21 protein-coding genes are annotated in these 24,678 nt (G+C 37.9%); 12 read left to right on the top strand and 9 right to left on the bottom strand.

The genetic code is table 11. The annotated features are described in order from the left end of the window. Genes ND855_RS05865 through ND855_RS05900 form a run of 8 tightly spaced genes read left to right on the top strand, consistent with a single transcriptional unit; the run spans position 1 to position 8,937 of the window. A complete protein-coding gene (locus ND855_RS05865; protein WP_265357582.1) occupies positions 1–1,008 on the top strand; it encodes a PhoH family protein in 1,008 nt (335 codons plus the stop codon). Beyond that, positions 1,005–3,371 (top strand): HD family phosphohydrolase, encoded by a 2,367-nt coding sequence (locus tag ND855_RS05870; protein WP_265357583.1) that lies wholly within the window; start codon positions 1,005–1,007, stop codon positions 3,369–3,371. Before ND855_RS05865 ends, ND855_RS05870 begins: the two co-directional genes overlap by 4 nt. Next, complete coding sequence (gene ybeY / locus ND855_RS05875; protein WP_265357584.1) at positions 3,368–3,832, top strand: rRNA maturation RNase YbeY; 465 nt, start codon at positions 3,368–3,370, stop codon at positions 3,830–3,832. Before ND855_RS05870 ends, ybeY begins: the two co-directional genes overlap by 4 nt. After that, the gene (recO, locus tag ND855_RS05880) at positions 3,833–4,582 is read left to right on the top strand and encodes a DNA repair protein RecO (RefSeq protein ID WP_265357585.1); all 750 of its coding nucleotides are present in this window, start codon (positions 3,833–3,835) and stop codon (positions 4,580–4,582) included. Beyond that, positions 4,579–4,833 carry a hypothetical protein gene (locus ND855_RS05885; protein ID WP_265357586.1) on the top strand — a complete coding sequence of 85 codons (255 nt, stop codon included), beginning with the start codon at positions 4,579–4,581 and terminating at the stop codon, positions 4,831–4,833. Before recO ends, ND855_RS05885 begins: the two co-directional genes overlap by 4 nt. A gap of 1 nt (position 4,834) precedes the next feature. Further along, positions 4,835–6,613 (top strand): arginine--tRNA ligase, encoded by a 1,779-nt coding sequence (gene argS / locus ND855_RS05890; RefSeq protein WP_265357587.1) that lies wholly within the window; start codon positions 4,835–4,837, stop codon positions 6,611–6,613. Continuing rightward, positions 6,613–7,866: a nicotinamide-nucleotide amidohydrolase family protein gene (locus ND855_RS05895; RefSeq protein ID WP_265359346.1), complete on the top strand. Its 1,254-nt coding sequence runs from the start codon at positions 6,613–6,615 to the stop codon at positions 7,864–7,866. Before argS ends, ND855_RS05895 begins: the two co-directional genes overlap by 1 nt. Positions 7,867–7,869: 3 nt before the next feature. Further along, a complete protein-coding gene (locus ND855_RS05900) occupies positions 7,870–8,937 on the top strand; it encodes a hypothetical protein (protein ID WP_265357588.1) in 1,068 nt (355 codons plus the stop codon). Positions 8,938–8,944: 7 nt separating this feature from the next. On the opposite strand, the gene ND855_RS05905 is transcribed toward ND855_RS05900, so the two are convergent. From ND855_RS05905 to gap, 7 genes are read right to left on the bottom strand one after another with little or no spacing between them, the layout of a single operon-like run. Continuing rightward, entirely contained in the window at positions 8,945–9,937 is a 993-nt protein-coding gene (locus ND855_RS05905; RefSeq protein WP_265357589.1) for a response regulator transcription factor, read from the bottom strand. Next, a complete protein-coding gene (locus ND855_RS05910; RefSeq protein ID WP_265359347.1) occupies positions 9,934–11,052 on the bottom strand; it encodes an LIC_12097 family sensor histidine kinase in 1,119 nt (372 codons plus the stop codon). Before ND855_RS05910 ends, ND855_RS05905 begins: the two co-directional genes overlap by 4 nt. 37 nt (positions 11,053–11,089) lie before the next feature. Then, positions 11,090–11,758, bottom strand: a complete 669-nt coding sequence (locus ND855_RS05915) for an LIC_12096 family protein (protein ID WP_265357590.1) — start codon at positions 11,756–11,758, stop codon at positions 11,090–11,092. Next, positions 11,718–12,050, bottom strand: coding sequence for a preprotein translocase subunit SecG (gene secG / locus ND855_RS05920; RefSeq protein WP_100727228.1), 333 nt, complete (start codon positions 12,048–12,050; stop codon positions 11,718–11,720). Before secG ends, ND855_RS05915 begins: the two co-directional genes overlap by 41 nt. 9 nt (positions 12,051–12,059) lie before the next feature. Further along, positions 12,060–12,809, bottom strand: coding sequence for a triose-phosphate isomerase (gene tpiA, locus ND855_RS05925; protein WP_265357591.1), 750 nt, complete (start codon positions 12,807–12,809; stop codon positions 12,060–12,062). Between the two features lies 1 nt (position 12,810). Beyond that, positions 12,811–14,001 (bottom strand): phosphoglycerate kinase, encoded by a 1,191-nt coding sequence (locus tag ND855_RS05930; RefSeq protein ID WP_265357592.1) that lies wholly within the window; start codon positions 13,999–14,001, stop codon positions 12,811–12,813. 1 nt (position 14,002) lies between these two features. Then, the gene (gene gap, locus ND855_RS05935) at positions 14,003–15,010 is read right to left on the bottom strand and encodes a type I glyceraldehyde-3-phosphate dehydrogenase (RefSeq protein WP_100727225.1); all 1,008 of its coding nucleotides are present in this window, start codon (positions 15,008–15,010) and stop codon (positions 14,003–14,005) included. Positions 15,011–15,201: 191 nt separating this feature from the next. On the opposite strand from gap, the gene ND855_RS05940 reads away from it, so the two are divergent. Continuing rightward, positions 15,202–15,933: a GAF domain-containing protein gene (locus tag ND855_RS05940; RefSeq protein WP_265357593.1), complete on the top strand. Its 732-nt coding sequence runs from the start codon at positions 15,202–15,204 to the stop codon at positions 15,931–15,933. Further along, positions 15,909–16,859, top strand: a complete 951-nt coding sequence (locus ND855_RS05945; RefSeq protein WP_265357594.1) for a sensor histidine kinase — start codon at positions 15,909–15,911, stop codon at positions 16,857–16,859. The genes ND855_RS05940 and ND855_RS05945 overlap by 25 nt, the downstream gene beginning before the upstream one ends. A gap of 12 nt (positions 16,860–16,871) precedes the next feature. Here the strand turns inward: ND855_RS05945 and lepB are convergent, their stop codons facing one another. Together lepB and ND855_RS05955 are read right to left on the bottom strand one after the other, a co-directional pair. Continuing rightward, positions 16,872–17,402 carry a signal peptidase I gene (gene lepB, locus ND855_RS05950; RefSeq protein WP_265357595.1) on the bottom strand — a complete coding sequence of 177 codons (531 nt, stop codon included), beginning with the start codon at positions 17,400–17,402 and terminating at the stop codon, positions 16,872–16,874. Further along, positions 17,395–19,890, bottom strand: coding sequence for a methyl-accepting chemotaxis protein (locus ND855_RS05955; RefSeq protein ID WP_265357596.1), 2,496 nt, complete (start codon positions 19,888–19,890; stop codon positions 17,395–17,397). Before ND855_RS05955 ends, lepB begins: the two co-directional genes overlap by 8 nt. Before the next feature lie 75 nt (positions 19,891–19,965). Here ND855_RS05955 and uvrC point away from each other — a divergent pair, with 75 nt between their 5' ends. Then, positions 19,966–21,810: an excinuclease ABC subunit UvrC gene (gene uvrC / locus ND855_RS05960; RefSeq protein WP_265357597.1), complete on the top strand. Its 1,845-nt coding sequence runs from the start codon at positions 19,966–19,968 to the stop codon at positions 21,808–21,810. A gap of 36 nt (positions 21,811–21,846) precedes the next feature. Continuing rightward, on the top strand, positions 21,847–24,672 hold the full coding sequence (locus tag ND855_RS05965; RefSeq protein WP_265357598.1) for an LIC11755 family lipoprotein: 2,826 nt from the start codon (positions 21,847–21,849) through the stop codon (positions 24,670–24,672). The last annotated feature ends 6 nt before the right edge of the window (positions 24,673–24,678 follow it).

Consider the following 24,678-nt stretch of genomic DNA (forward strand, 5'->3'; position numbering starts at 1 on the left):
ATGGATGAAAGTTTTACATTCCAGGAAGAATCCCTCTACCAAACGGTCTGTGGGATTAGCGACAGCAAACTCCCGTTATGGGAAAGCAGACTGAATGTAAAACTCATCCCCCGAGGAAAATCTCTCATCATCCAAGGGAGTGCGGACCATGTACAAGTGGCCCTTGATACCTTTCAGAAAGTAGAAGAGAATTTCAAACGTAGACCTGACAAATCTGAGTATTCTTTTTTTGATATTGATTATTTGGTAAATAAGGTCAAAGACTCGAGTGGTGGATGGCCAACACCTGGATCCCCTGACTTCCAAAAGGAAGGAGAATCTTGGACACCTAAAGACAAAATTTTTGTCACCTTCAAAGGAAAACCCATCTTTCCACGAACCAAAAACCAAGAAAGTTTTGTCGATAGCCTTCATAAAAACTACATCACCATTGCCATGGGGCCTGCGGGAACAGGTAAAACATTTTTATCCATTGCCACGGCTTGCCGTATGATGCAAACAGGAGAAGTGGACAGGCTCATCCTCACAAGGCCAGCTGTGGAAGCAGGAGAAAACTTGGGTTTTTTACCTGGTGACCTAACACAAAAAGTAAACCCCTATTTACGTCCCATCTATGATGCGTTACACGAATGTATCGGTTTTGAAAAAACAAGTGAGTACTTACAAGTGGGTAAAATTGAAATTGCCCCGATTGCCTTTATGAGAGGCCGAACACTTTCTCATTCCTTTATCATTTTAGATGAAGCTCAAAACTGTACTTTGCCACAACTTAAAATGTTCCTCACTCGGTTTGGGAAAAATTCCAAAATGGCAATTTCGGGTGATGCCACACAAATTGACCTTGCACACGGAAAATCTGGACTCGAAAAAACAGTTTACACACTCAGGAATTTGAATGGAATAGAGACAATTTTTTTCGGAAGGGAAGACATCACACGTCACCCGATTGTCGAATCGATTGTCCGACGATTTGAAGAAAACGAAAGCCTATTTAACAAAAAACAATGAAAGCGATCTTTGATTCTTCTATGACGAGTGTGACTGACTTTTTAACAAAAGTTAGACCTGTCTCTGTCGTTCGTAACATCCAAATCATTTTGGTTTCGCTTACTTTATTATTTGTGACCTATGTACTTTCGATTCCCTTTTTTGGACAATCAAAGGTAAATACGGATCCAGATGGACTTTTTTCAGAAGGGAAAATTGCACCAGAAACCATCCAATCGGTAAAAGAATTTTCTTACGAAGATACCGAAAAAACCAATTTAGAAAAACAAAAAGCAAAAGCGAATGTTCCGTTTGCATTTGATAAAGACTTTGGAGTCTTAGTTGCTGGGATTGACACCAATTTATCAGAGGATTTAGAAATCCTTCGGATCTTACTCCAAGAGGGAAAATCCAATCCTGCTATTGTAAAAGACCGTATCCCACGGTGGCGTAATCGTACAAACGAAGAAATCCAAGCGATCTTAGAATATCCAAGAAAAGACAAATTAAAAAACTTCATCCAACAATACACCAATCTGATTTTTTCCAAGTATTGTATTGTGAAAGAGGATTTACCATTTGCAAAGGAATTAGACAAAGCAGGTGCTAAAATTCGTAACATTGGAACACAAGACCATACCACCATCATTGATGGAAACTTAGTGATTCCGCGTTCCCAAATTTACAAAGATGGGCCTGTTACTGCCGTTTTATCCAAGTTAGCTTCGGAAAAATTACCAAACGTTTCTGACTCACTTCTCAAGGCAGTATCGAGAATTGGATTGTACTATGTGTATTCCTATCCTGCTTGTAATTACAATCCAGAAGAAACTGAAAATGCAAGGGTAAAAGCGGCAAGTGCTGTCGTTGTGCAAAAAAGCAGAATCCAAGCAAATGAAATCATTGTTAGAGCAGGGGATGTCATCACTCCAGAGGTGAAGTTAAAACTGGATATGATGAATTTATATGCGACTCGGGCAAACCTTGCTTCTATCATTTCTATTTTTCTCACTCAATGTGTTCTCATCGTAATTGTAGGCTTTTATTTGATTCGTTATAGGCCAAACAGATTGAATGACCTTTCGAGTAACCTTATCATCTTTTTTACACTTTGGATTGTTATTGCTTCGATTTATTTGTTATCGAAAGTATTTTACGCAACTGACAGTGATTTGTCGGGGGTTTATTATTTCGGAATGTTTGTTCCTGTGGGAATGCTTTGTTTACTTCTTGGTTTTGTTTATGATGAACAACTCTCCATTGCCATTGGGTTCTTTTTAGCCTTTGCCGTGTTTTTTGCCTCTCGGTACAATCCTACTTCCTTTATGTTAGCATTCACGGTAGCTGTCATGAGTTCCATTTATGGCAGAAGGTTACTCAAACGAATTGATTTTTTAAAAGCTGGGTTTTTACTCACATTTGTTCAAATCCTTGTGACAACTGCGGGTTATTTGTTTGATGGCAGGGAGTTTTTTGTCTCCAGTGGTGCTGGATTTTTTAAGGACTTAACCAATTCCAATTTATTCCGAATCACGGTGATGTGTTTTGTGAATGGTTTTGCAAGTGCCACTGCAGTTCAGTTTTTACTTCCTTTGTATGAGTATATTTTTAATATCCCAACCCGTTTTAAATTGATTGAACTGGCTGATACGGGCCACCCTTTATTACAACAACTTCTCACTAAAGCTCCTTCTACCTACACTCATACCTTTATGGTGGCGGCACTCTCCGAAAGAGCAGCACAAAATCTTAACTTAGATAGACTCCTTGTGAGGGTGGGAGTGTACTTCCATGATATTGGTAAAATTCCAAATGCTGGTTTTTTTGTGGAAAACCAGCATTTAATCCCAAAACCAGAACACATTGATAAAAATAATCCGGCACTTGCTGCAAAAACTGTCATCGACCACGTGTTAGATGGTATTGAAATGGCGAAAAAAGCAAGGCTTCCCCGCGAGATCATCAGTTTTATTCCAGAACACCATGGAACTTCCACTATGGCATTCTTTTACCATAAAGCATTACAAGAAATCTCTAGTAGTGCCAGGAAAAATATAAACAAAAAAGATTTCCAATACCCAGGACCAAAACCTCAAAGTAAGGAAACAGCAATTGTGATGATTGCCGATTCATTAGAAGCAGCATCACGTTCGTTAGATGAGGTTTCTCAGGAAAGTTTGGATGAGTTAATTCGTAAAATCATCAATTCAAAATTAGCAGAGAACCAGTTAGATGAAAGTGGTCTAACCATCGGTGATTTAGAAATCATCAAAGCAAGTTTTAAAGAAGTTTTACTTTCCAGTTTACACCAAAGGCCTAAATATCCGAAACCAGAGGATACAAAGGCATTGGAAACAGCGAATACTAAAAAGCCAAAATCATGAATCCAGAACTTCAGGTCTTCACTAATTGGAATGATGAAACAGACCAAGAGGAAATCGATCCAGAGTTAATCATCCAAAACTGTGAACTCATTTTGCAGCACTTAGCTCCCAATTTTTTACAATCACTTGAACTTTCCTTATTAGTTGTGAATGACCAAATGATGTCTGATATTAATCGGGAACGTCGTGGAAAACCAAAAACTACTGATGTTTTATCGTTCCCATTGTTTGACGCATCTTTAAAAATACCATTTCAAATTTTAGGTGAAGTCGTGATTTCTATGGAAACTTGTCGGAAACAAGCAATTGAGATTGGTCATACAGTCATTGATGAATTTTATCGTTTGCTTGTTCATGGAATCTTACATCTGTTTGGTTATGATCATGAAACCAATGAAGAGGATGCGATTTTAATGAGAAAAATGGAAGATGAATGTTTGGATTTGGTATTTGCAACGTAAATGGCAATACGAAAAGAAACAGGAATCATCATCCAGAGTAAAGACATCGGTGATAGTGACCGACTGATTAGTCTTGCAGGGGAGTCCCAAGTGCGGATGAACTTTATCAGTAAAGGAATTCGAAAGTCCAAACGACGTGCCATCATTTCAACAGAAATAGGTTGTTTAGTGGAAGTGGATTTTTATGACCAAGCTGAAAAGGATTGGAAATCAACTAAAGAAATCCACCTGATCAAACGATTTGATGAATTAAAATCTGATTATATTGGAACCCTTTTTGTTTTGTACATGACGGAACTTACTTCTCAATTGTATCCAGAAGGAGAAAATCATCCTTTTTTGTTCCAGCTACTTTCAGGGAGTTTGGAAACAAGTAATACCAATGGTTTTCGAAAGGAAATTTTGCCATTTTTTAAAATCAGAGCACTTACTCATATGGGTCATTTTCCTACGGAATTTTATTGCCATACTTGCGGGGAGGAAGTCCTCACAAAATCCAAGGCTTATTTTTCTGTTGATTCTCGTGAATTTTTATGTTCAGATTGCCATCCCATTTCCAAAGATCATTTGCCTGTTTTAAAACTTTTTCACACAATGTTATCTAAGAAATTTTCAAATGTTTTGGCTATTTTTCCGAAAGAGTTTGAATACAGAGAAGGTGATATGATCCTGAATCAATTTATACGATCGCTCTTTGGAAAAGAATTAAAATCTTATTTTGAGTTTTATCGAACGATTGGGGATTTATGAATTTTATAACAAAAACGACCTTACTTCTAATGACCTTCTCGGTTTTCCTCGCATTGTTCCAAATTTTACTCAAATCAGAGAATCTAAAACAAAATTCCTTTAACCCTAAGACCAAACCAAAGAATGAAGTGTTCCAAGTGATCCTTCGAGAGAAAGCAGAATCCATTCCCAATTTTGTATCCCGATTTAAAATCAAAAGTTTTGAACTATGGGAAAATTCAGACAAATTAAAAATGGAAATTAAATATTAAAATGAAAGCCAATCAATTATTAAAGAATATTGTCCTCGCAGAATTAGAATCTGCAGTTAAGTCTTATATACAAAAACTGAACGCAGATATCCCATTTGAAGATTTTAAAATTCGAATCGAATATTCAAGGGACGAGAAGTTTGGAGATTACTCCTCTCCCTTTGCTTTAGAAAATAAAAATCTCTTAAAATTGAATCCAAAGGATATTGCCGAAGGAGTTCTGGCCGAAATCCAAAATGATTCCCTTTTTGATTTTGTTTCGTTTTCTCCGCCTGGTTTTATCAATTTTAGAATTCGTCCTTCGTATTTAATTGGATATGTTGCAAAAGTCATGTCACCTGCTGTTTCCTTTGCAAAAACAGATGATTCGGAAACTATATTATTAGAATTTGTTTCTGCTAACCCAACGGGTCCCATGAATATTGTATCGGCTCGTTCTGCTGCATATGGTGATGCATTGGCAAACTTATTATTGAGTTTGGGCCATACCGTCAAACGAGAGTTTTATGTAAATGATTATGGAAACCAAGTGTATTTACTTGGGGTTGCTGTTTTACTTCGAATTTTTGAATGTAAGGGTGATCATATCACCTTCCAAGAGGAAGAATCTGATGAATCTATATTTTCCCTTATAGAAAAACGTATGTTACCCAAAGAAAGTTACCGAGGGGAGTACATTAAAGACATTGCCAATGAATTACTTAATGACTCAGATCATTCAAAACAAGTAGGGGATTGGATCCAAAACAAAAATTGGGAAAATTGTATTCAATTTTTATCCAAGTATGCTGTTGATTATAACCTCAGCCGACAGAAAGAAGACTTAAATTTATTTGGTGTTCAATTTGATAAGTTTTACAGTGAAAGGAGCTTACACGAATCAGGTGAAGTGGAAAATGTTCCATCGTTATTGAAAAAAGAAGATGTCACGACAATCGATGGAAAACTTCATTTTTTATCAACCCATTATGGTGATGACAAAGACCGTGTGATTCGTAGGGAAGATGGAAGGCCAACTTACCTTATGGCTGATATTGCATATCATTTTGATAAATACAAAAGAGGATTTACCAAACTCATTGATATATGGGGACCTGATCATTATGGTTACATTGCTCGATTGAAAGGGGCAGTGGAATCTTTCGGGAAACCAAAAGAAAGTTTTATGGTTCTCATCGCTCAACAAGTGAATCTGATCGAAAACAAAGAAAAGGTTAAAATGAGCAAACGGTTGGGAATTTTCCAAACGATGCGGGATTTGTTAACCTATCTAGGTAAAAATGGAAAGGATGTGGGCCGTTATTTTTTCCTAATGAGAAGTTCGGATGCACCACTCGATTTTGATTTGGATTTAGCCAAAGATGAATCAGATAAAAATCCTGTATTTTATATCCAATATGCACATGCAAGAGTTTGTTCCATCTTCCGTGAATTACAAATGAATATTACGGAATGGAAATTTCCTTCTGAATTAAAAGTGCAACAATTCCAACAAGAGGAACGAGTTAGACTTCTTTTTTGGGTATCTCGTTTCCAGGAAGAAGTGTATGATACTGCAACTCATCTGGAACCGCATCGTTTAACAAACTATCTCCAATCACTGAGTAAGGCATTTACCAAATTTTATTCTCATAAAGATAACCGTATTAAAGAGAAAGTAGGTGAGGAAAGGGAACAATTATTGTTACTGATCTATGTTACGAAATTGGCAATTGCTTCTGGTTTAGAACTTCTTGGAATTTCTTCCCCTGAAAAAATGTCGAAAGAAGTAGAAGGATGATGTCACCATTTATTGTTATCCTATCCACTGGATCGGAATTAACCGCAGGTCGTAGTCTGGATACCAATTCTGGTTGGATTGCGAATCAATTGTTTGAACTTGGTTGGAAGGTAAAAAAGTTCATCACTTTGCCTGATGATCCAAATTTGATTCTTTCGGAATTACAATCACTACAAACTCTCGCAAAAGAAAAACCAGTGCTTGCTATCATGACAGGTGGGCTTGGACCAACGGAAGATGATTATACTTTGGAGACAGTTTTAAAATTAACTGGAAAAACATCCTATTCTGTTGAAAAAGCGAAACTTCGTCTCACCAAAATTTATGAATCAAGAGGAAAGGAATATAAAGATATCCTTCCTAATGTGTTTCGCCAAACATTTGTTCCTGAAGGATGTAAAACTTTAGACAACGCAGTCGGCATTGCCGTAGGATTTGTGGAATCTATTGGAGAAAATTCCTATTTGGTATGTATGCCAGGAGTTCCATCCGAGATGACTGAAATGTTTAGACGTAGGTTAGTTCCTGAACTGAAAAAACTTTACCCTCGGGAAAACTTACTACAAAAAACAAAATGGTTGTGGAACATTGGCGAATCATTATTCCAAAATGATTTTATCGAACCCAATAGGGATGAATTTTTTAAGGAAGCGGAATGGGGAGTTACTGCGAATCGTGGTTATATTAAATGCATATTCCAATCTACAAATCAAGATTTACTAGATCAAATCACCAATCGGTTGGAAACTCAATATCCAAAAATCATTTCAGACGATGTGTTTAGTATCGTACACGAAGGTTTGTTAAGTGAAAAATTGACCATCTCGGTTGTAGAAAGTTGTACTGGTGGATTACTTGGTAAAAAATTGACAGAACAACCTGGTTCCAGTGCTTACTTTATGGGTGGTTTTTTAACGTATTCGAATGAGATGAAATCCAATTTACTTGGGATTCCTATCGAGACAATTAACACATATGGTGCCGTAAGTGAAGAAGTGGCAAAAGCGATGGTGGAAGGACTATGCCAAAAAACAGGAACACATTATGGAGTATCCATCACGGGGATTGCAGGGCCGGACGGTGGAAGTGAAGGAAAACCTGTAGGCACAGTTTGTATTGGAATCAAAGAACCTAATGGTGAGATCGCTATCCACAGGTATGTGTTTCCTGGGAATAGGGAAGCAATCCGTGAGAATGCAAGTAATACTGCAATATTTTTGATTTACCAATCTTTAAAAAGTAAGGTTATATAATTTATGCTTCAAAACATATTCTATTCCATCGGTTTTTTTCTATTGTTCTATTTTAGTTGGGATGTGGATTTAAATTTTGTTCCGAGTATTCGTGAAACTTGGATTTGGAATTTGGAAGGTAAATTTGGTACCAATCCTCCTAAACTTGGTGAGGATCCAATCAAAACAATCAATGGTTATAAATACAATAGACAGTTTTATTCCTTTAAAACGAATTCCCGACCAGAGATTGATCCTAAATACCTAATCGATTTTCCACTTTTAGGAAATGGGTATTTGTTGTATGAAAAAATTGGAGATGAGGTTAATTTTTTCTCAGATAGTAGTGAATTGTTTTGGAAAAAACCGATTAATTCATACCCACGTAGTGGTTATTTTGCATCACCAGTTTTGTATTTATCAGGAGATAATAACACAGTATTTTTACTTGATGAAAGTGGGAATAGAATCGGTAAACAGGAGTTAAATGGTAGGTTTCTGACTGATTACCAGTTTGATATAAAAAACAAAGGTTGTGTTGTATTATTTTCAGGTGGGGAAATTTACAGATTGGATGAAAAGGCCAATTTAAAATATGGATTTGATTTATCCAAAGAGAAAGAAAATTCGTTTTTTAAATCATTGTCGATCTCACCCGATGGCAGATTTGTCTCGGTTCATTTTTCCGTGAATGATAAAGATTGGATCCTAATCTTAGATGAAAAAGGTAAAGTTGTAGAAGAATTTCCATTGGCCAAATTTTACCCACATCAATTGTATTTGGCTACAAGTAACGAAGGGAATCTATTTTTGCAAACTCCTGACTCATTGCAGTTTTATGAAGATGGGAAATTGGTTTGGGAAAAAATCAAAACAAAACAAGTGGGTGTTTACCAATCCATTTTTGCCAGTGATCAATTTGTTGTGGCGGCTGTGGATTCAGAACTTCAGTTTTATACTCCTAAAGGGTATTTGATTCGCAAAAAAAGAATTTCCCCATCTGAATTTCCAGTTCGATTTTTCCCAGGAAAAGCAGAATCCGTTTTTTATATGGAAACAAAAACGGATTTAGTACAGATTCAAATCTTATGATCTTTTTTTACACTTCGTAAATGGATAAAGACTTAAAACCAGTTCTACCTTCTCGGTTGATCATGGCAATGGTTTCTGTACAAACACCTGGTTTGATATTAAAGATCAATTGGTCGGAAATTTCGCGACAGATATAAAGTCCTCTTCCATGACTGTCTTCTAAACCTTTTGGAAATCCAGTGGTTTCATCAATACTGATATGACGATCCAAACGATGTAAAATTTCTTCCTTACGTAGGGATCCAAATTGGTCTCGAACCACTATAAAAATCGTACTCTCTGTAGAACCATACCCAATTAAAAAATAATCATCTGGCATGAGTTGGATATTATCAAGTGGAACTACCATGTCATGGCTAGGAATTTCAAATTGGTATTTGTACTCTCCTTCGTTTGTACGAGGAGCACGGATCATCGCATTGGAAGTTAGTTCTTCTAACACCTGTTGAATCGCTTTAGGAGCTCCCAATTGGATTAGATTTTTGGAAATTTTACCACAAAGGATTGACCTGTCTTGGTCTGATTTAATTTGTTTGTATACAATTCCATTATTAGGAGCTTCTTCAAATTCACTATTGATGTTTTGGTCTAATACTTGGAAATCTTTTGCAAAATACTTTTCAATTCCAAAGATATCGTTTGATAATAATTTTTCTACCATCACTTCGATGAGATGGATATCCAAAAAACTATACTTGGGTATGATGTTCCAAATTTGAAGGTCTTTTGCATATTTTATGTATTCGTTGATATTGTATGCTGTCATCAATGCATACTGAACACTCGGAAACTCCTTTTGGATGAGTTTCACAAGGTCAATACCTGATTTACCGGGTAATCGAATGTCGGTAATGGTTAGGTCAATTTTTTCATTTGATAAATACCAAACTGCTTCTTCAAAATGTTCTGCACCAAAGACATTAAATTTTGCACTTAATAAATCCATGATGGCTTCACGAATTGAATGAATATCTTCAACGATAAGAATGGATTGTTTCATGAACTTGGCTCCGTGATGTCATTAGTGAGCGGAAAAGAGATCGTAAATCTTGTTTTTTGTTCCACTGATTTAACTGAGATATTGCCATCATGTTCTTTTACAATGGAATGACAGATGGAAAGTCCAAGTCCAGTACCAGTTCCCGATTTATTACTTGTGAAAAAAGGATCGAAGATCTTTTGGATGATCGCATCAGGAATTCCTCCTGCATTGTCTTCCACGATGATGTGGAGCCAATTTTTGGTTTTGCGAATTTCAATTGCGATTTCGCCAGGCCTATAATCAAACGCTTGGAGTGAATTTCGAAACAAATTCATAAATAATCTTTCCATCTTTCCTGGATGGAAAGGGAATTGGTATTCGTGATCACATGTGATACGCCAGTTGATATTTTTACTTAGATGTGGATAAAGCCGAATGACAGTATCTTTTGCGCGGTTAATGGTTTCAACGATATCACCTAAAGTGACTTTGACCTTATCTGTTTTTGCAAAGGAAATAATATCTGATACGATGATCGCTGCACGAGAGATATCGTTTCGAATCATATCCAATCTTTTTTCAATTTGTTCTGGCGGTTGGTTTTGCCAGTTTGCTTTTAAATTTTGTAATGTAAGACTAATTCCAGTTAAAGGGTTATTCAATTCGTGAGCAATTCCCGAAATTAAGATTCCTAAGGACGCAAGGTTACGCATTCGGAAAGATTCTTCTTCTTTGTCTCTTTGTTTGGTAACATCCGATATTTTTTCCACCATCCAAAACAAATCTTCTTGTTTCGGGTAGGGGTAAAATTCTAAAAGAAGTGTTTGTTTTTTGTCTTCAGAACGAAAAAAAATTTCTCTGGTGATGGGAGCAGACGAAGTATGGTTTTTGTCCTTTGATTTTACGTTTATTTTGGGGCAATAGGGACAAATATCTGTTCGTTGGTACAATACTTCGTAACATTTTTTGTCTAACAACTCGTCATATTTATTGTTCTTTGCAAACAAAATGGTCGCAAGATTGGCTCTTTGGATATTGAAATCCGAATCGATAAGAACGAGTGGGTCTTGTACAACATCATAAATGGCTTCCAATTCTCGGGCTTTTTCTGCCACTTTTTCAATGTTTTCCATCGATTGAGAATCACCATTGTTTTTGTTTTCTGACAAATTAGTATCCCAGTGATTGGTTTAGTTGTTTGAACATTTTCTTTTGGCTTTGGTTTCCGTTTGTTTTCTGGAGTGCACTAATCGAGATGAGTTGGCTATGGAAATCTAATAAAAATTTGATATAAAAATCTTTTTTGAAATCATTCCTTTCTTGTTTAATGGAATCATTTCTGAGAGAGGAAAGTGGGAAACTTTCTGATCCATCAAGACCTGAAAATTGGATTACCATATCATTCACCGATTCATCGAGTGGGGTAGAATCAGTGATTTTAGTTCTCGTTTTTTGTTCGATTTCTGTATCTTCTGAGGTGATTTGGATTTCTACTTTGGATAGAACGGATCCATTAAATTCAAGTAGGATTGATTTTTCTTCAGAATGTTTGATACGGTTTTTATTCTGAGGGTCTGGATCTACTTTGAATTTACGGATTCTTATGCCTGTTCGGTTTGGATAAGATCCAATGAATTGGATCGTGGTATTGGCTGGTAAAGACGAAAGTTGTTCGTAAGACAAAAGTTCCCTGGCCTTGGCGATGTCTCGGTAAAGGCTAAGGATTTCCTTGTCTAATCGGTTTTCTTTTTCGGTAATGTCGACCTCAGCGAAGAGACCGACACTCAGTAAAAAAAGACTAAGGAGTGCTAGGTGCCGGAACTTCGGGAGTTGTTCCATCAGTTTCTACCGGAGTTTCTAAACTTGGTTCCACATCTGGTACCAATACTTCATCTTTCTTTGCAAAAACAAAGGAAAGAGCAAGTGATAAAACAATAAACAAAATTGCCGCAACTCTTGTTGTTTTTGTCATCACGTCAGCTGTTGAAGCTCCAAACACGGATTGGCTAGCGGTAGATCCACCAAGCATTCCCGCGCTTCCACCTTTTCCCGTCTGGATCATCACAAGAAGGATGAGGAAAAGTGAAAGTAGAACAAATAGAGTGAGAATGGTTCCTGCAAAAAATCCCATATAATTTCCTTATTTTAAAAGTCCTAAAAATGATTCTAATTTTTGACTGGCTCCACCCACGAGGCCACCGTCAATGTTTGGTTTGGCGAGAAGTTCTTTGATGTTGTCTGGTTTCACAGATCCACCATAGAGAATTTGTATGTTTTCAGCTACGTAGTCTGCACCCACAAAGAGTTTGCCAATTTCTTTTCGTATGAACGCATGAGCTTCTTCTGCTTCCGCAGGAGTTGCCACTTTTCCAGTTCCGATCGCCCAAACAGGTTCGTATGCAATGACAAGATTGGAAAAGAGGTCACTTGTAATGTCTTTGAGACCTTTTTTGATTTGGTCTTCTAACACAGAGAAAGTTTGGCCTTTTTCTCTTTCCGCCCAAGTTTCACCCACACAATACACAACACGAAGTCCTGCTTTTAAAAAGTAGGCAATCTTTGCATTGTCAAATTCTGATGTTTCTCCGAGGAATTGTCTTCTTTCGGAATGGCCCACAAGGATAGTTTTGATCCCGAGTTCTGCGAGTTGCACGGGAGAAATTTCTCCCGTCATTGCCGTGAGCCCAGATTGGTATGCATTTTGTGCCCCAACGATGAGTTTCGATCCACTTGCGAGGGAAGAGACCGATTCCAAATGGAGAGCACTTGGGAACACCATCACTTCATAAGCGGAAGAATCACTGGCAACTTTGAGACCAGATGTGATGGTTTTCGCCTCAGAAAGTGTCAGGTTCATCTTCCAGTTTCCAGCTATGATTTTTTTTCTCATCTTATTTATCTTCCTTTGGGAGTAAACATTGAACTCCTGGGAGAGTGCGTCCTTCCAAAAATTCTAAGGAAGCACCACCACCAGTGGAGATATGAGTGATTTTATCAGCAACCCCTGCTTTATTCACCGCAGCGATGGAGTCTCCACCACCCACAACGGTTTTTGCTTTGGATTTACTAATGGCTTTTGCAATTTCAATCGTTCCTTTGGAGAACTTATCCATTTCAAACACACCCATCGGTCCGTTCCATAAGATGGTCTTTGCTTCTTTGATGGCTTTTACATAATTGTCGATGGTTTTTGGCCCGATGTCCATTCCCATCCATCCGTCCAAAATCCCCATTTTGTCCACAGACTTGGTTTTTGCATTGGGATCAAAATTGTCAGCAATGATGTGGTCCACAGGGATTTGGAGGTCAACTCCTTGTACACCTGCACGGTCAATGAGTTGGAAGGCTTGGGATTCAAATTCAGGTTCTACAAGGGATTTACCCACAGGTACAGCTCTGGATTTGAGAAAGGTATAAGCCATACCGCCCCCGATGAGGAGGTGGTCCACTTTTTCGAGAAGGTTTTTTAAAATTGCGAATTTGGAACTGACTTTTGATCCACCAACGATCGCCACAAATGGACGTTCTGGTCTTGCAAGAAGCCCACTTAATACTTCAATTTCTTTCCGCATCAGAAGTCCTGCAAAGGCAGGGAGAAGATGAGCCACACCCTCTGTCGAAGCGTGGGCTCTATGTGCGGTTCCGAATGCATCGTTGACATATACGTCAGCGAGTTTTGCCAGTTCCTTACAGAAACCGGCATCATTTGCCTCTTCTTCCTTATGGAAACGAAGGTTTTCTAAAAGTAAAATTTCACCTTCCCCAAGTTCATTTGATAACTTCACAACAGGCGCCCCAATCACAGCTTCTGAGAAACTGACTTTGGTTTTTACGAGTGTAGATAAAACATCAAACACAGGTTTCATGGAATATTTTGGTTCCGGTCCACCTTTTGGTCGGCCCAAATGGCTTCCCAAAATGATCTTTGCTCCTTTGGAAATGAGTAATTCCAAAGTAGGGAGGGTTTTTTCAATCCGAGTTTTGTCCGTGGCGATTCCGTTTTCCACAGGGACATTGAAGTCCACACGAACAAAGACTCGTTTTCCTTTTAGATTTTGTTCTTCGAGAAGAGGTAATTTCATCTTAGCCTTTTTTTGCCATGTAACGTACGAGGTCGAGAACTCGGTTGGAGTATCCCATTTCGTTGTCATACCAAGACACGAGTTTGAAAAAAGTTGGGCTTAGTTCAATACAAGCATCTGCATCGAAGATAGAAGAACGAATGTCACCAAGGAAGTCGTTCGATACAACCATATCTTCTGTGTAACCAAGGATTCCTTTCATGGAACCTTCACTTGCTTCTTTCATTTTCTTTTTGATTTCAGCAAGGCTTGTTGGTTTTTCCGTGCGAACAGTTAAGTCCACAACCGAAACATCCGGTGTAGGAACGCGGAAACTCATACCTGTGAGTTTTCCGTTTACTTCTGGGATACAAAGTCCTACTGCTTTCGCAGCACCAGTGGATGCAGGGATGATGTTCTGTGCAGCACCACGTCCACCACGGAAGTCCTTTTTAGAAGGTCCATCTACCGTTGGTTGGGTTGCTGTCATGGCGTGGATGGTAGTCATAAGGCCTTCCACGATTCCAAAGTTGTCAAGAACCACTTTTGTGATGGGAGCAAGGCAGTTTGTTGTACACGATGCATTAGAGACAACATTGTCTTTTCCCGCATCGTATTTCTCGTGGTTTACACCCATCACAAAGGTAGGGATGTCTTTGTCTTTTGCAGGAGCTGAGATCACCACTTTTTTGGCACCAGCTTTGATGTGTTTTTCAGCACCCACTCGGTCTGTGAAAAGACCAGTTGATTCGATCACAAAGTCCACTCCGAGTTCTTTCCATGGGAGTTTTTCTGGGTCTCTTTCCGAGAACGTTTTTACTTTTTTGCCATCGATGATGATTTCATTGTCTGTGTGAGAAACTTCCCCATTGAAACGACCATGAGTTGAGTCGTACTTAAAAAGGTAAGAAAGGTTGTCTGGGGTGACTAGGTCGTTGATTGCGACAAATTCTAAATTGGGGTCTTTGATTCCGGAACGAAGCACAAGTCGTCCGATGCGACCAAAACCATTAATTGCGATTTTTACCATTGAGTTTCTCCTAAAAGGCTCGTATCTAGAGATAAAACGATTTTTTAATTACAGAATTTCGAGTTCGGGGTCTATGTCACTCATTTTAAAGGGCATAGGAGCAAACGAAAGGCTAGAAATTGACATTTTTAACGCGAGGATCCACCATCCTAGTTGTACGATTTTTGCCAATTCTACTGTCTAAAAACGGCATGGATCGGATACAAAGAGAGCTCACTCGGGCCAGATTCCAACAAAACATTTTGGCACAAGTTTCCGCTCATCCGAGTGCTCGGTCAGGTGACATCCAAACTTTGGCCAAATTCATCACCAAATCAGTAGCGGAGGGGCTTGGAATTGAACGAGTGGGAGTATGGCTCTTTAATGATTCCAAAAATGAACTTTTGAATGTGGATACATACTTCCAAAGTCAAGCCCTTCATAGTTCAGGTGCCATTTTGAAGGAAGTTGAATTCCGAGAGGAATTCCAATACCTAGTGAAGGAAAAGTATGTGGATGCTAACGATCCTTATACGGATCCACGTACGAAAGGATTCATTGAAACCTATTTAAAACCAAATGGCATCACGGCAATGTTAGATGGTGTAATCAGAATGGGAGAAGAACTGATTGGAACTTTATGTTTTGAACATGTTGGTAAAAAACATAAGTGGCAAGATGATGAAATTATTTTTTGTAGCCAATTAGGTGATCAAATCGCTCTCACAATCAGTAACCAAAGGAAAAACCAAATTTATGAGGAATTGATCTCAAGAGAAAATGAATTAAGAGAGTTAAATGAAAGATTAGAACAACTGGTTGAAGAACGTACAAAAAAACTAAGAAATTCTAACGAAGAACTAGAGTCAACTATCGCCACGTTAAAAAAGCTCAAAACCAACTCATCCTTTCTGAAAAAATGGCAAGCCTTGGGCAACTCGTAGCAGGCATAGCACATGAAATCAATAACCCCATTGCAGCCATCCAAGCATCAGCTGAAAATCTAAAAGAATCTTTATTTGAATCCGAATATTCCTTATTCCAAAAAGAGTTAAAAGAACTCTTGCCAGATCATAAGAGTCAAAATTTATTTCAGGAAGTAATCCAAGTTTTAAAATCTAGAATTGAAATCATATCTGGTAGAGAACGGATGAGCAGAAGGAAACGAATTGAATCTTGGCTCCACTCAAGAGGTCTTCCCGATTCTTTTTCATTCCATTTGATAGATGTTGGGTTTGATTTGGATGTTTTGGAGTCGTATCAGGAATTGTTTTTAAAAGACAAGGTAGATAAGATACTCACATTACTTGTGGAAGAAATCACTGTTTACCAATCACTTCACATTATGTTACTAGCAGTTGAACGAGCCAGTAAAATGACGTTTGCTTTGAAAAACTTTGTTCGATTTGAAATATCCAAAAATCCAATCAAGGTCAATGTGAAAGAGAATATCGAAACTGTTCTCACTTTGTATCAAAATCAATTCAAGAAAAATGTGATTTTGATAAAGGAATATGAAGACATTCCCTTCATAGAAGGGTATCCAGAAGAACTTTTGCACTTATGGACCAATCTGATTTACAATTCTTTACAAGCGATGTCCTTTTCTGGTACACTCAAGATACATACCAAAAATCTAGGGGATAAGGTATCCATCTGTGTACAAGATTCGGGACCAGGTATACCTGAATCCATCAAGGCGCGTATTTTTGAACCATTCTTTACAACAAAAGCACTCGGTGAAGGAAGTGGGCTTGGTTTAGATATTTGTCGCAAGATTGTAGAACGCCATCAAGGTTCGATTCGATTCCAGTCAATTCCAGGTAATACTGAATTTACGATCGAACTTCCGCTCCAAATTCCAAAATAAATCGAGTGAAAATCACCACATAACAGCGATGATTTGGGATTCTTGGATGGTACCGAGGGTTCTCGAATCCACTCCTAATTCGCGATTGTCAGAGAGTAAAAAGAAATGTTTTTCTGGAACTGTCACTGGGTTCATATCATCATGTTCTGTTTTTCCTACTGGGATGAGAGGGATCGATTGTGTACTTGCTTCAGGAAACATGGTAGGATCTAAGATGGTTCCATTCCGAAAAACCATTCGTTTTTGAATGGAAATGGAATCTCCTGGTTTGCCAATGATCCTCGCAATGAAGGTTGCATTCGGGTCAAGTGGGGAGGAGGCGATCACCACATCTCCAATTCCCAGTTGGCTTTTGCGGTAAAAACGATTGAAGTAAGCGGTGTCCCCTTTTTTTAAAGTAGGTTCCATATAGGAATTGGGAATGGCCACAGGAAGGAGAACTTTATACTTCACAAACATAGCAGAGACGAGACCGATTCCCATCGGAAGTAAAATCACTATGAGTTTTGTTTTGAGTGGGACTTTATTTTTTGGCTTAGACATGGAAATAATTGATCTCTTTTCGTAAACTTTCTGTTAGTTGGTTCATGTTTTGTGAATTGGATTTTGTGCCATCACTGGAAATCGCTGTAGTTTGGGCATGGTTATTAATTTCGGCAATGGATCGTGAAATTTCCATCATCGCTGTTTTTTGTTCTTCTGTTGCTTCTCGGATCATTTCAGAAAGTTCTCGGATTTGAGAGACACCTTCGTTTACCTCTTCGTTGGTCTCAATTTGTTTTTGGACAACCATTCGGATTTCTTTTGTCATTTGGTTGATCGAATTCACACCCGTAATGGTTTCGCTTAAAATTGAAATGGATTGGTCAATTTTTTCTTGGCCTTGGTTGATTTCGACTTCGTTCTGTTTGATGAGTTCTTCGATGTCTTCAATGGATTTTGCTGTTTTGTCAGCTAGTTTGGAAATTTCATCAGCAACAACAGCAAACCCGCGGCCACTGGCACCAGCCCTTGCCGCTTCTATGGCTGCATTTAGAGCGAGTAAATTGATTTGTTCGGAAATGGTATGGATGATCTCCACTACATTTGTCATCTCAGAAGATGACTGGTAAATTTTATCCATGGAAAGTTTCATCTCACCAAGCGATGATTCCCCTTTTTTTGCATCGTTTGTGATTTCTTCCACACGTACGTCTGCAATTTGGAATTTTTTATCAATTTCGGAAACAACTTGGTTGAGTTCCGTCATCTTTTTCATGAGAGAAACTAGGGTAAAGGATTGAGTTTCCGTACGTTGTGCTACACTTTCAATCCCGGCAGTGATTTCTTCAATGGAAGCAGAAATCTCTTCGCTACTAGCTGCTTGGTTTTGTGCGGCATCCGAAAGGGTTAACATGGATTCGTAAATTTCGGAACTTGTATTAGTAAGTTCATTGGAAACCGATTGAGTTTGGTTGACAATTTGGCGGAGTTTGGATTGGAATTCAAACATAGCATTTGCCATACTTCCAATTTCATCTCGGCTCGGGTCATAAAAATCTGATTTTAGATTTCCTTTTACCATTTCACTGATACGTACTTTGATACGTTCTAATGGTTTTAATTTGGATTCGATCACAAGTACAGTTACAAGTCCGATGATGACAACAATCAAAATCGAAATTCCAAGTGTCATCATAAGGCTTGTTAATGTTTTTTCATACAATTCAGAATTTTCAAAAATGCAGTAGATAAGATAATTGAACTCCGGGTTTTTAACAAAAAAGATTCTTTTTTGAGTTCCATCTTCTGTGGAATCGATAAACCCAAGTGCTTCCTGGGTTTGGAAGGGAGTATCGAAAACTAACATTGTTTTGGCGTTTTTACCAATCTCTCGTTTGTCGGTGAAATAAACCATGGTTCCATCACCATCAAAAAATCCAACTTTTCCTGATGTTCCAATTTTTAAATTTCCTAAGATAAAACTAGATAATTTACCTATGTTGAGAAATCCTCCTACGTAACCTTGGAATTGGTTGTTTTCGTAGACAGGTAAGGTGTATGGAGAAACGATATCTCCAGAAATTTTAGAACGTATGCTTGTGTGTCTGAGTGGCCCTAGCCTTGCCAAGTTTCCATCTTCAATGTAAAAAATGGATCCAGTTTTGGAACGATCATATTCATTCGTAGATATAAAAATTCCATCATCGGGTTTGTAATAAAACAATGCCTCAACTGCGTGGTTTGTGCTTTTTAATTGGATTTCGTTTAGGACATTTCGAATTCCATTTAGATTGCGTTTCACGATTTGGTCTTTTAGTTTGTTCTCTGTAAAAATGGAAACAGTAAGTCGATCACGAAAGTCAACTAAAGTGAGTCGCATGAGAGATTCAGAATCCATTACGGATTGTTGCATACTTGAGTTCACAAGATCTAACTCTTGTTTGAAGTTCATGCGGTAGTTGATGATAAATAGTAATAAAATTGCAGCAAAAAACGAAAGTACAGTTTGAAATCCCAAATTCCTAGATAACTTTCTTGTATTGATCCTTGAGTTTTTATCTAACCGAATGGAAAGTAAAATTCCTTTTGTGTTAAATTTAGTTTCTACATACCCAATAAAAATTGATTGGAACAAAATCGTAAAGGCGACTGTCATTCCAAGCCCAATGGCAAGTTCACTGAGTAGAACAAAATTTTTGGTCTTTTGGTAAAAGAGAAGGGCTCCGAGTACAAAAAGATACCCTACGGAATAACGGACGATGACATCAATCATCGAGACTTTTTCTAAATGATCGAGCCAGAAGTAAGCTTTGTGGTTGTCTGTGTTGGAAGCGGTTCCATTGAAGATTCTGGTAACGGGTGAAAAACGGATCCAATAAAAAGAAACAGCAAAGGTTACAATGAAAATGACGACGACGCCTGTAGAAATTAGAATGATTTGAAGTTCTTCACTTGTCCATTGTGTGAAAAAATAAATATATGACAGTAAAATCGGGAATCCAATTAAATAGTTAAATCCTTCAAGACCAAAAATTATAAATTTGATCATTTTCCGTATGTCCATACCCTAGGGATACAGATTGTCTAAGAATTGTAAACGTAAAATTCCCGACGGTTCCTCTTTATGAAAGATGCCCTGATACTCAAAACCATCCAAGAAAAAATTAAAAACTTAGGCAGTTTACCAGGTTGTTATCTTTGGAAAAACCAATTGGGGCAAGTGATCTATGTAGGAAAAGCCTTGAAACTCCAATCACGAGTTAGGTCCTATCTCAACCCCAACCAAAAGGACAGAAAAACAAGAGCACTTTATGTAGAATTGTATGATTTAGATTGGATTGCAACAAGAACAGAAAAAGAAGCCTTATTACTCGAAGCGACACTCATCAAAAAATACAACCCTAAGTTCAATGTTAGGTTAAAGGATGATAAAAAATATCCCTTCTTATGTGTCTCCACAAGTGAAGACTATCCAATGGTCTTTTTGACAAGGAAGGTAAAAGACAATGGAGATAGGTATTTTGGACCATTTACGGATGTCAAAGCAGCAAGGGATACGTTAGAGCTTATCCATCGCATTTTTCCTGTTAGGAAAACGAAATTAAAACTTCCTCTTTCAAAACCACAAAGGCCATGCCTCAATTTTCATATGGGACGTTGCCTTGGGCCTTGCCAGGGAAATATCACAAAAGAAACATATGCCGAGTTAGTGGATGAGATCCTTCGGTTTTTAGAAGGTAAAAAAGATCGCCTAGTTGCCGATTTAAAATCAGCAATGTTAGATGCTTCCACCAAAATGGAATATGAACGAGCTGGATTTCTCAAACAAAGGATCGAAAAAATCAATCAAATTCGAGAAAAACAAACTGTTGTCAGTTTAGATGGTGGAGATGAAGATATTTTAGGGATTAGCAAAAGAGATGATGAAGGTCAGATTGTCATCCTCGAAGTGAGAGGGGGTAGGTTAGAAGGTAAAAAATCTTTCCCATTAACAGGACTTTCTTTTTCAGATGATGAAGAAGCTTTTAATTCTTTCCTACGTGATTATTATCTAAACGTCACTATATTGCCAAGTGTTGTGTACTTACCAACTTCGGCAAAAGGCAATCACGATGTATTTTTAGAAACAATTCTGGAGAAATACGGAACATCCATTAAATTAAAATTCCCTGAGATGGGTCCGAAAAAATCCTTACTTCGCCTAGCAGAAAAAAATGCAGAATTAAGTTTAACGGAAAGGATCCTTGCAACAAAACTCCGTGACCAAACAGTTGCCATGAAGGAACTACAAGAAAAGTTAAATTTACCAACTTTACCTAGGACAATTGAATGTTATGATATCTCTCATTTCCAAGGGAGTTCCCCTGTTGCCAGTGGTGTGATGTTTGTGGAAGGAAAACCTTTTAAATCCGGGTATCGGCATTATAAGATGAGAGGTTATGATGGGATCAACGATCCTGGTATGATCCATGAAGTGATTGCAAGAAGGTTAAGCCACTTGGTGAACGAAGAAGAACCACTCCCTGATTTGATTGTGATCGATGGAGGACTTACCCAATTATCACGTGCTGCAGAAGCGGCGAATGCACTGGATCTAGGCCATATTCCAATGGTAGGCCTTGCAAAAAAACGAGAAGAGATTTATTTTCCAGGGGAAAAAGACCCTTATAGTTTCGATATTCATTCACCCATGATGAGACTCCTTCGAAATCTACGTGACGAAGCCCACAGGTTTGGTGTTACCTTCCAAAGATTACAAAGGAAGAAAAAAGCACTCAAATCCATTTTGGATGATATCCCCGACATCGGAGCAAGTAGAAGGAAAAATATCCTAATGTATTTCCAATCGAAAAAGAAAGTCACTGATGCAACAAAGGAAGAATTGGAAAATGTACAGGGCATTGGTCCTGTTCTTGCTGAAAAAATTTATAATAACATTCAATCTTTAAAAAAAATAGAACCGAAATAAAAATTCTTAACTACTTCTTTTGGAAGGAGTGGTTAGGTGAAACAATTTTTACTCATCATCTTTGGGTTCGTAGTTTCTTGTTCTTCACAGAACCAATCTCCATTTTATTTTTATGATGATTCTTTAGGAGAGATTCCGGAATTATTTTTTGAATATGGAACGAAGGATTCTTCACTCAATTTGCCAGATTCAAATGAAATATTCCATTATGAAAATGGGATATTTTGTGTTTATTCCATTCCTGTCTCATTATACAAACTAGAATTAGGTGCAAAATTCAGAATTTGTTCCAAACTGGATGAAGAGAGTTCCAAACGTTGGAAAACAGGGTTTTCTCTCTTAAAAAATCAAACATCGGAATATCCAACATTTTTAGAATCCAGAAAGGGTTGGAATCTTTCGTTCACGACATTTGGGAAATGGAAAGAGAAACGAAAGGAGATTATACCTATTCTAGAGTGGAAGGAACAAGTGTTCTCAACAGGCCTTGTGACATACCAAAGTTTTGCAATCCCTCATCCCATTTTTTTGCAAAAATCAAATACAGAGTGTGAGGTTGTTTACCGTTCGTATTCTCTCCCTGTTTCAGAAAACCAAACCCCTACGATTGTATTCGAAATTCCATGCCCTCATGTGGAGAAGATTCTCGATTTGGTCTTAAGCCAGAACCAAACTTGGATTTCCAGTTGTGAGATTGATTCACCTAACATCTCTGAGATCTTCCGTCATTCAGAATCTGATTATATACGTTATTTGGAATGGGAGAACACAAAAGACAAGGTCATTTGTCCTTATGCGGAAACAATCGAGAGGGAAAAGGATGGAGTCACAATCACATTCCAATCGGAAGACTTTCGAAAACGTAGCCGTGTGATGTTACCACACGGAATTTTACTTTTTTCCGACCATCCAAAATTCCAAGGAATCAACATTCCCAAACAATTTTTATCACAACTGGGAACAAAGGAAACCATCCGATTTGGGGAATCGATTTTGTATGATACCTCGTTTGATTTCAAGCAAGGTGGGGAATATTTTGCAAAACAGTGGAGAACCACTTCTTGTCGTGACCAAAAAAAACTATGGGAAAGTGAAAAATCCTTTTGTGGGAATCCTGGTTTACCTAACAACCTAGAACAAAATATGGAACCAAATACAATCCCTCAGTGTATTCCAAGTCAAATCCAACTCACGGAATTTTATCCGGGAAATGATTCTGATCCAAACTTCCCTTTCCCTGCTTATTTTGAATTTCGAAATGAAGGAAGTTCTTGTGATTTATCCTCTTTGAATTGGATTTTGAACGGAGATGTTTATCCATTTTCAGCGAAAGAAGAAGTTCTAAAACAAAATGGAATCTTCTTAATCACTAAGGAACGTTGGTTAGGTTGGAATCTATTAGAAAGAGAAAAACCATTTTATATCCCCAAACAAGTGTTCCAAGTCCCTCCCTTTTTCATCCAAAATCGAAAAACAGAGGAGAGTTTTTCCTTCCAGTTTGATCCAAATCGTTTTCATTTGCTCCGGAAAGGAAACCAAAATCGTTTTTCCATCCTTGTCCAAGAGAAAGAATACCCTCATCCCCGAATGATGAGTGATCCAAGATTACTCAGTTATGGATTTCAGCTTAGCCCAGGTGTACACGAAACAAACCAAATCAAACTAATAGGCAGTTCCCTTCTAGAATTTGCACAAAATCCATATCCATTTCTTGACTTTGGATTTTCAGAAGGCGAAGAGGGGGTTGGTTCCTTTCAGTCGAGTGAAAAGAAAGACTATTTCTATTGGAAACAGAGTGGCAGAAAAATGGAAACGTTTGGATACGAACCAAACCTATGTAACGGTGAAAATATTTACCACTTACCTTCTGGTTTTTTTGGCGAATCGTTTAAATCTTTGATGTATACCAATAAGGACACATCTAACAGTGATTTGTTAGTCTGGAATGAAACTATTTTAAAAGAAAAATCATACGATGGTTCTCGTTCCCTTCAACCCGAAATAGCACCCATTCTTTTTTCATCTTCAATGGTAAGTTCGATTCCTTGTCCAGGATTGTGGAGGAGTCCAGGTGTCGAAAAAACTTCCAGTTTGGAAATTGTAAAATTAAAAGACCAAGCAGGTTACCAAACAAATTCACCGTTAGGAAACGTTGGTTCTATTTTTTTTGGAAACCAAAGACAGAAATCGGCAATCTCTGTGATACTATTCTCAAACTTACAGTTTCACTTAGATGTAACGAATGTTCTTTTTGCTCACCCTGAAGAACAATTGTATTCCTATTTCACACAACCTAATCTGATCAAACCTGTTGGATTTTTGGAGAAAAAAGGACCGATTCAAATTGAAGCTGTTTATCCGAATCCTTTTCTTTCACAGAATGAATGGGTCTATGTATGCAATCGTTCTGGAAACTCAGAAGATTTGAGTTTATATCTCATTGAGGATGAAACATCAACAGACGATTTGGTTTCTTTCCAATCCCGGTTCCCCAATGGAACACCAACTGGTAAAAATGGAAAAGGATTTATCACAAACGATACCGTGTTACCACCTTCCAGTTGTGCCTGGATTGTCGATCCTGATGGCAAAGATTGGTACTTACCGATCTTTCATTCCGAAACAGATCGATTGGTTACAGTTGTCACAACACAGACCATCGGAAATGGAATCTCATCTGGCGAATTTCTACAACTGAGAAAAAAGAGTAGTGGGGTATCCCTCCTCATTTCTTCCTTCGGACATAAGGAAAGTCCATCAAACTTTCGTAAAACGGTGAGTACAGGAGAATACCTTTGGTTAAAAACGAATGCAGATGGGACATCTCCAGATGACTTTGAAGTTTACCGTGAGGAAAATTGAAACCGT

This window comes from Leptospira paudalimensis (assembly GCF_026151345.1).
Taxonomy (GTDB): domain Bacteria; phylum Spirochaetota; class Leptospiria; order Leptospirales; family Leptospiraceae; genus Leptospira_A; species Leptospira_A paudalimensis.

What these genes read in the sequence shown, in the direction of transcription:
- gap (WP_100727225.1), bottom strand. Translation starts at nt 15,010, where the DNA reads ATGGTAAAAATCGCAATTAATGGTTTTGGTCGCATCGGACGACTTGTG.
- ybeY (WP_265357584.1), top strand. Translation starts at nt 3,368, where the DNA reads ATGAATCCAGAACTTCAGGTCTTCACTAATTGGAATGATGAAACAGAC.
- ND855_RS05905 (WP_265357589.1), bottom strand. Translation starts at nt 9,937, where the DNA reads ATGAAACAATCCATTCTTATCGTTGAAGATATTCATTCAATTCGTGAA.
- ND855_RS05885 (WP_265357586.1), top strand. Translation starts at nt 4,579, where the DNA reads ATGAATTTTATAACAAAAACGACCTTACTTCTAATGACCTTCTCGGTT.
- recO (WP_265357585.1), top strand. Translation starts at nt 3,833, where the DNA reads ATGGCAATACGAAAAGAAACAGGAATCATCATCCAGAGTAAAGACATC.
- uvrC (WP_265357597.1), top strand. Translation starts at nt 19,966, where the DNA reads ATGAAAGATGCCCTGATACTCAAAACCATCCAAGAAAAAATTAAAAAC.
- lepB (WP_265357595.1), bottom strand. Translation starts at nt 17,402, where the DNA reads ATGTCTAAGCCAAAAAATAAAGTCCCACTCAAAACAAAACTCATAGTG.
- ND855_RS05955 (WP_265357596.1), bottom strand. Translation starts at nt 19,890, where the DNA reads ATGATCAAATTTATAATTTTTGGTCTTGAAGGATTTAACTATTTAATT.
- ND855_RS05945 (WP_265357594.1), top strand. Translation starts at nt 15,909, where the DNA reads ATGGCAAGCCTTGGGCAACTCGTAGCAGGCATAGCACATGAAATCAAT.
- ND855_RS05930 (WP_265357592.1), bottom strand. Translation starts at nt 14,001, where the DNA reads ATGAAATTACCTCTTCTCGAAGAACAAAATCTAAAAGGAAAACGAGTC.
- argS (WP_265357587.1), top strand. Translation starts at nt 4,835, where the DNA reads ATGAAAGCCAATCAATTATTAAAGAATATTGTCCTCGCAGAATTAGAA.
- ND855_RS05870 (WP_265357583.1), top strand. Translation starts at nt 1,005, where the DNA reads ATGAAAGCGATCTTTGATTCTTCTATGACGAGTGTGACTGACTTTTTA.
- ND855_RS05910 (WP_265359347.1), bottom strand. Translation starts at nt 11,052, where the DNA reads ATGGAAAACATTGAAAAAGTGGCAGAAAAAGCCCGAGAATTGGAAGCC.
- ND855_RS05895 (WP_265359346.1), top strand. Translation starts at nt 6,613, where the DNA reads ATGTCACCATTTATTGTTATCCTATCCACTGGATCGGAATTAACCGCA.
- ND855_RS05865 (WP_265357582.1), top strand. Translation starts at nt 1, where the DNA reads ATGGATGAAAGTTTTACATTCCAGGAAGAATCCCTCTACCAAACGGTC.
- ND855_RS05915 (WP_265357590.1), bottom strand. Translation starts at nt 11,758, where the DNA reads ATGGAACAACTCCCGAAGTTCCGGCACCTAGCACTCCTTAGTCTTTTT.
- secG (WP_100727228.1), bottom strand. Translation starts at nt 12,050, where the DNA reads ATGGGATTTTTTGCAGGAACCATTCTCACTCTATTTGTTCTACTTTCA.
- ND855_RS05940 (WP_265357593.1), top strand. Translation starts at nt 15,202, where the DNA reads ATGGATCGGATACAAAGAGAGCTCACTCGGGCCAGATTCCAACAAAAC.
- ND855_RS05900 (WP_265357588.1), top strand. Translation starts at nt 7,870, where the DNA reads ATGCTTCAAAACATATTCTATTCCATCGGTTTTTTTCTATTGTTCTAT.
- tpiA (WP_265357591.1), bottom strand. Translation starts at nt 12,809, where the DNA reads ATGAGAAAAAAAATCATAGCTGGAAACTGGAAGATGAACCTGACACTT.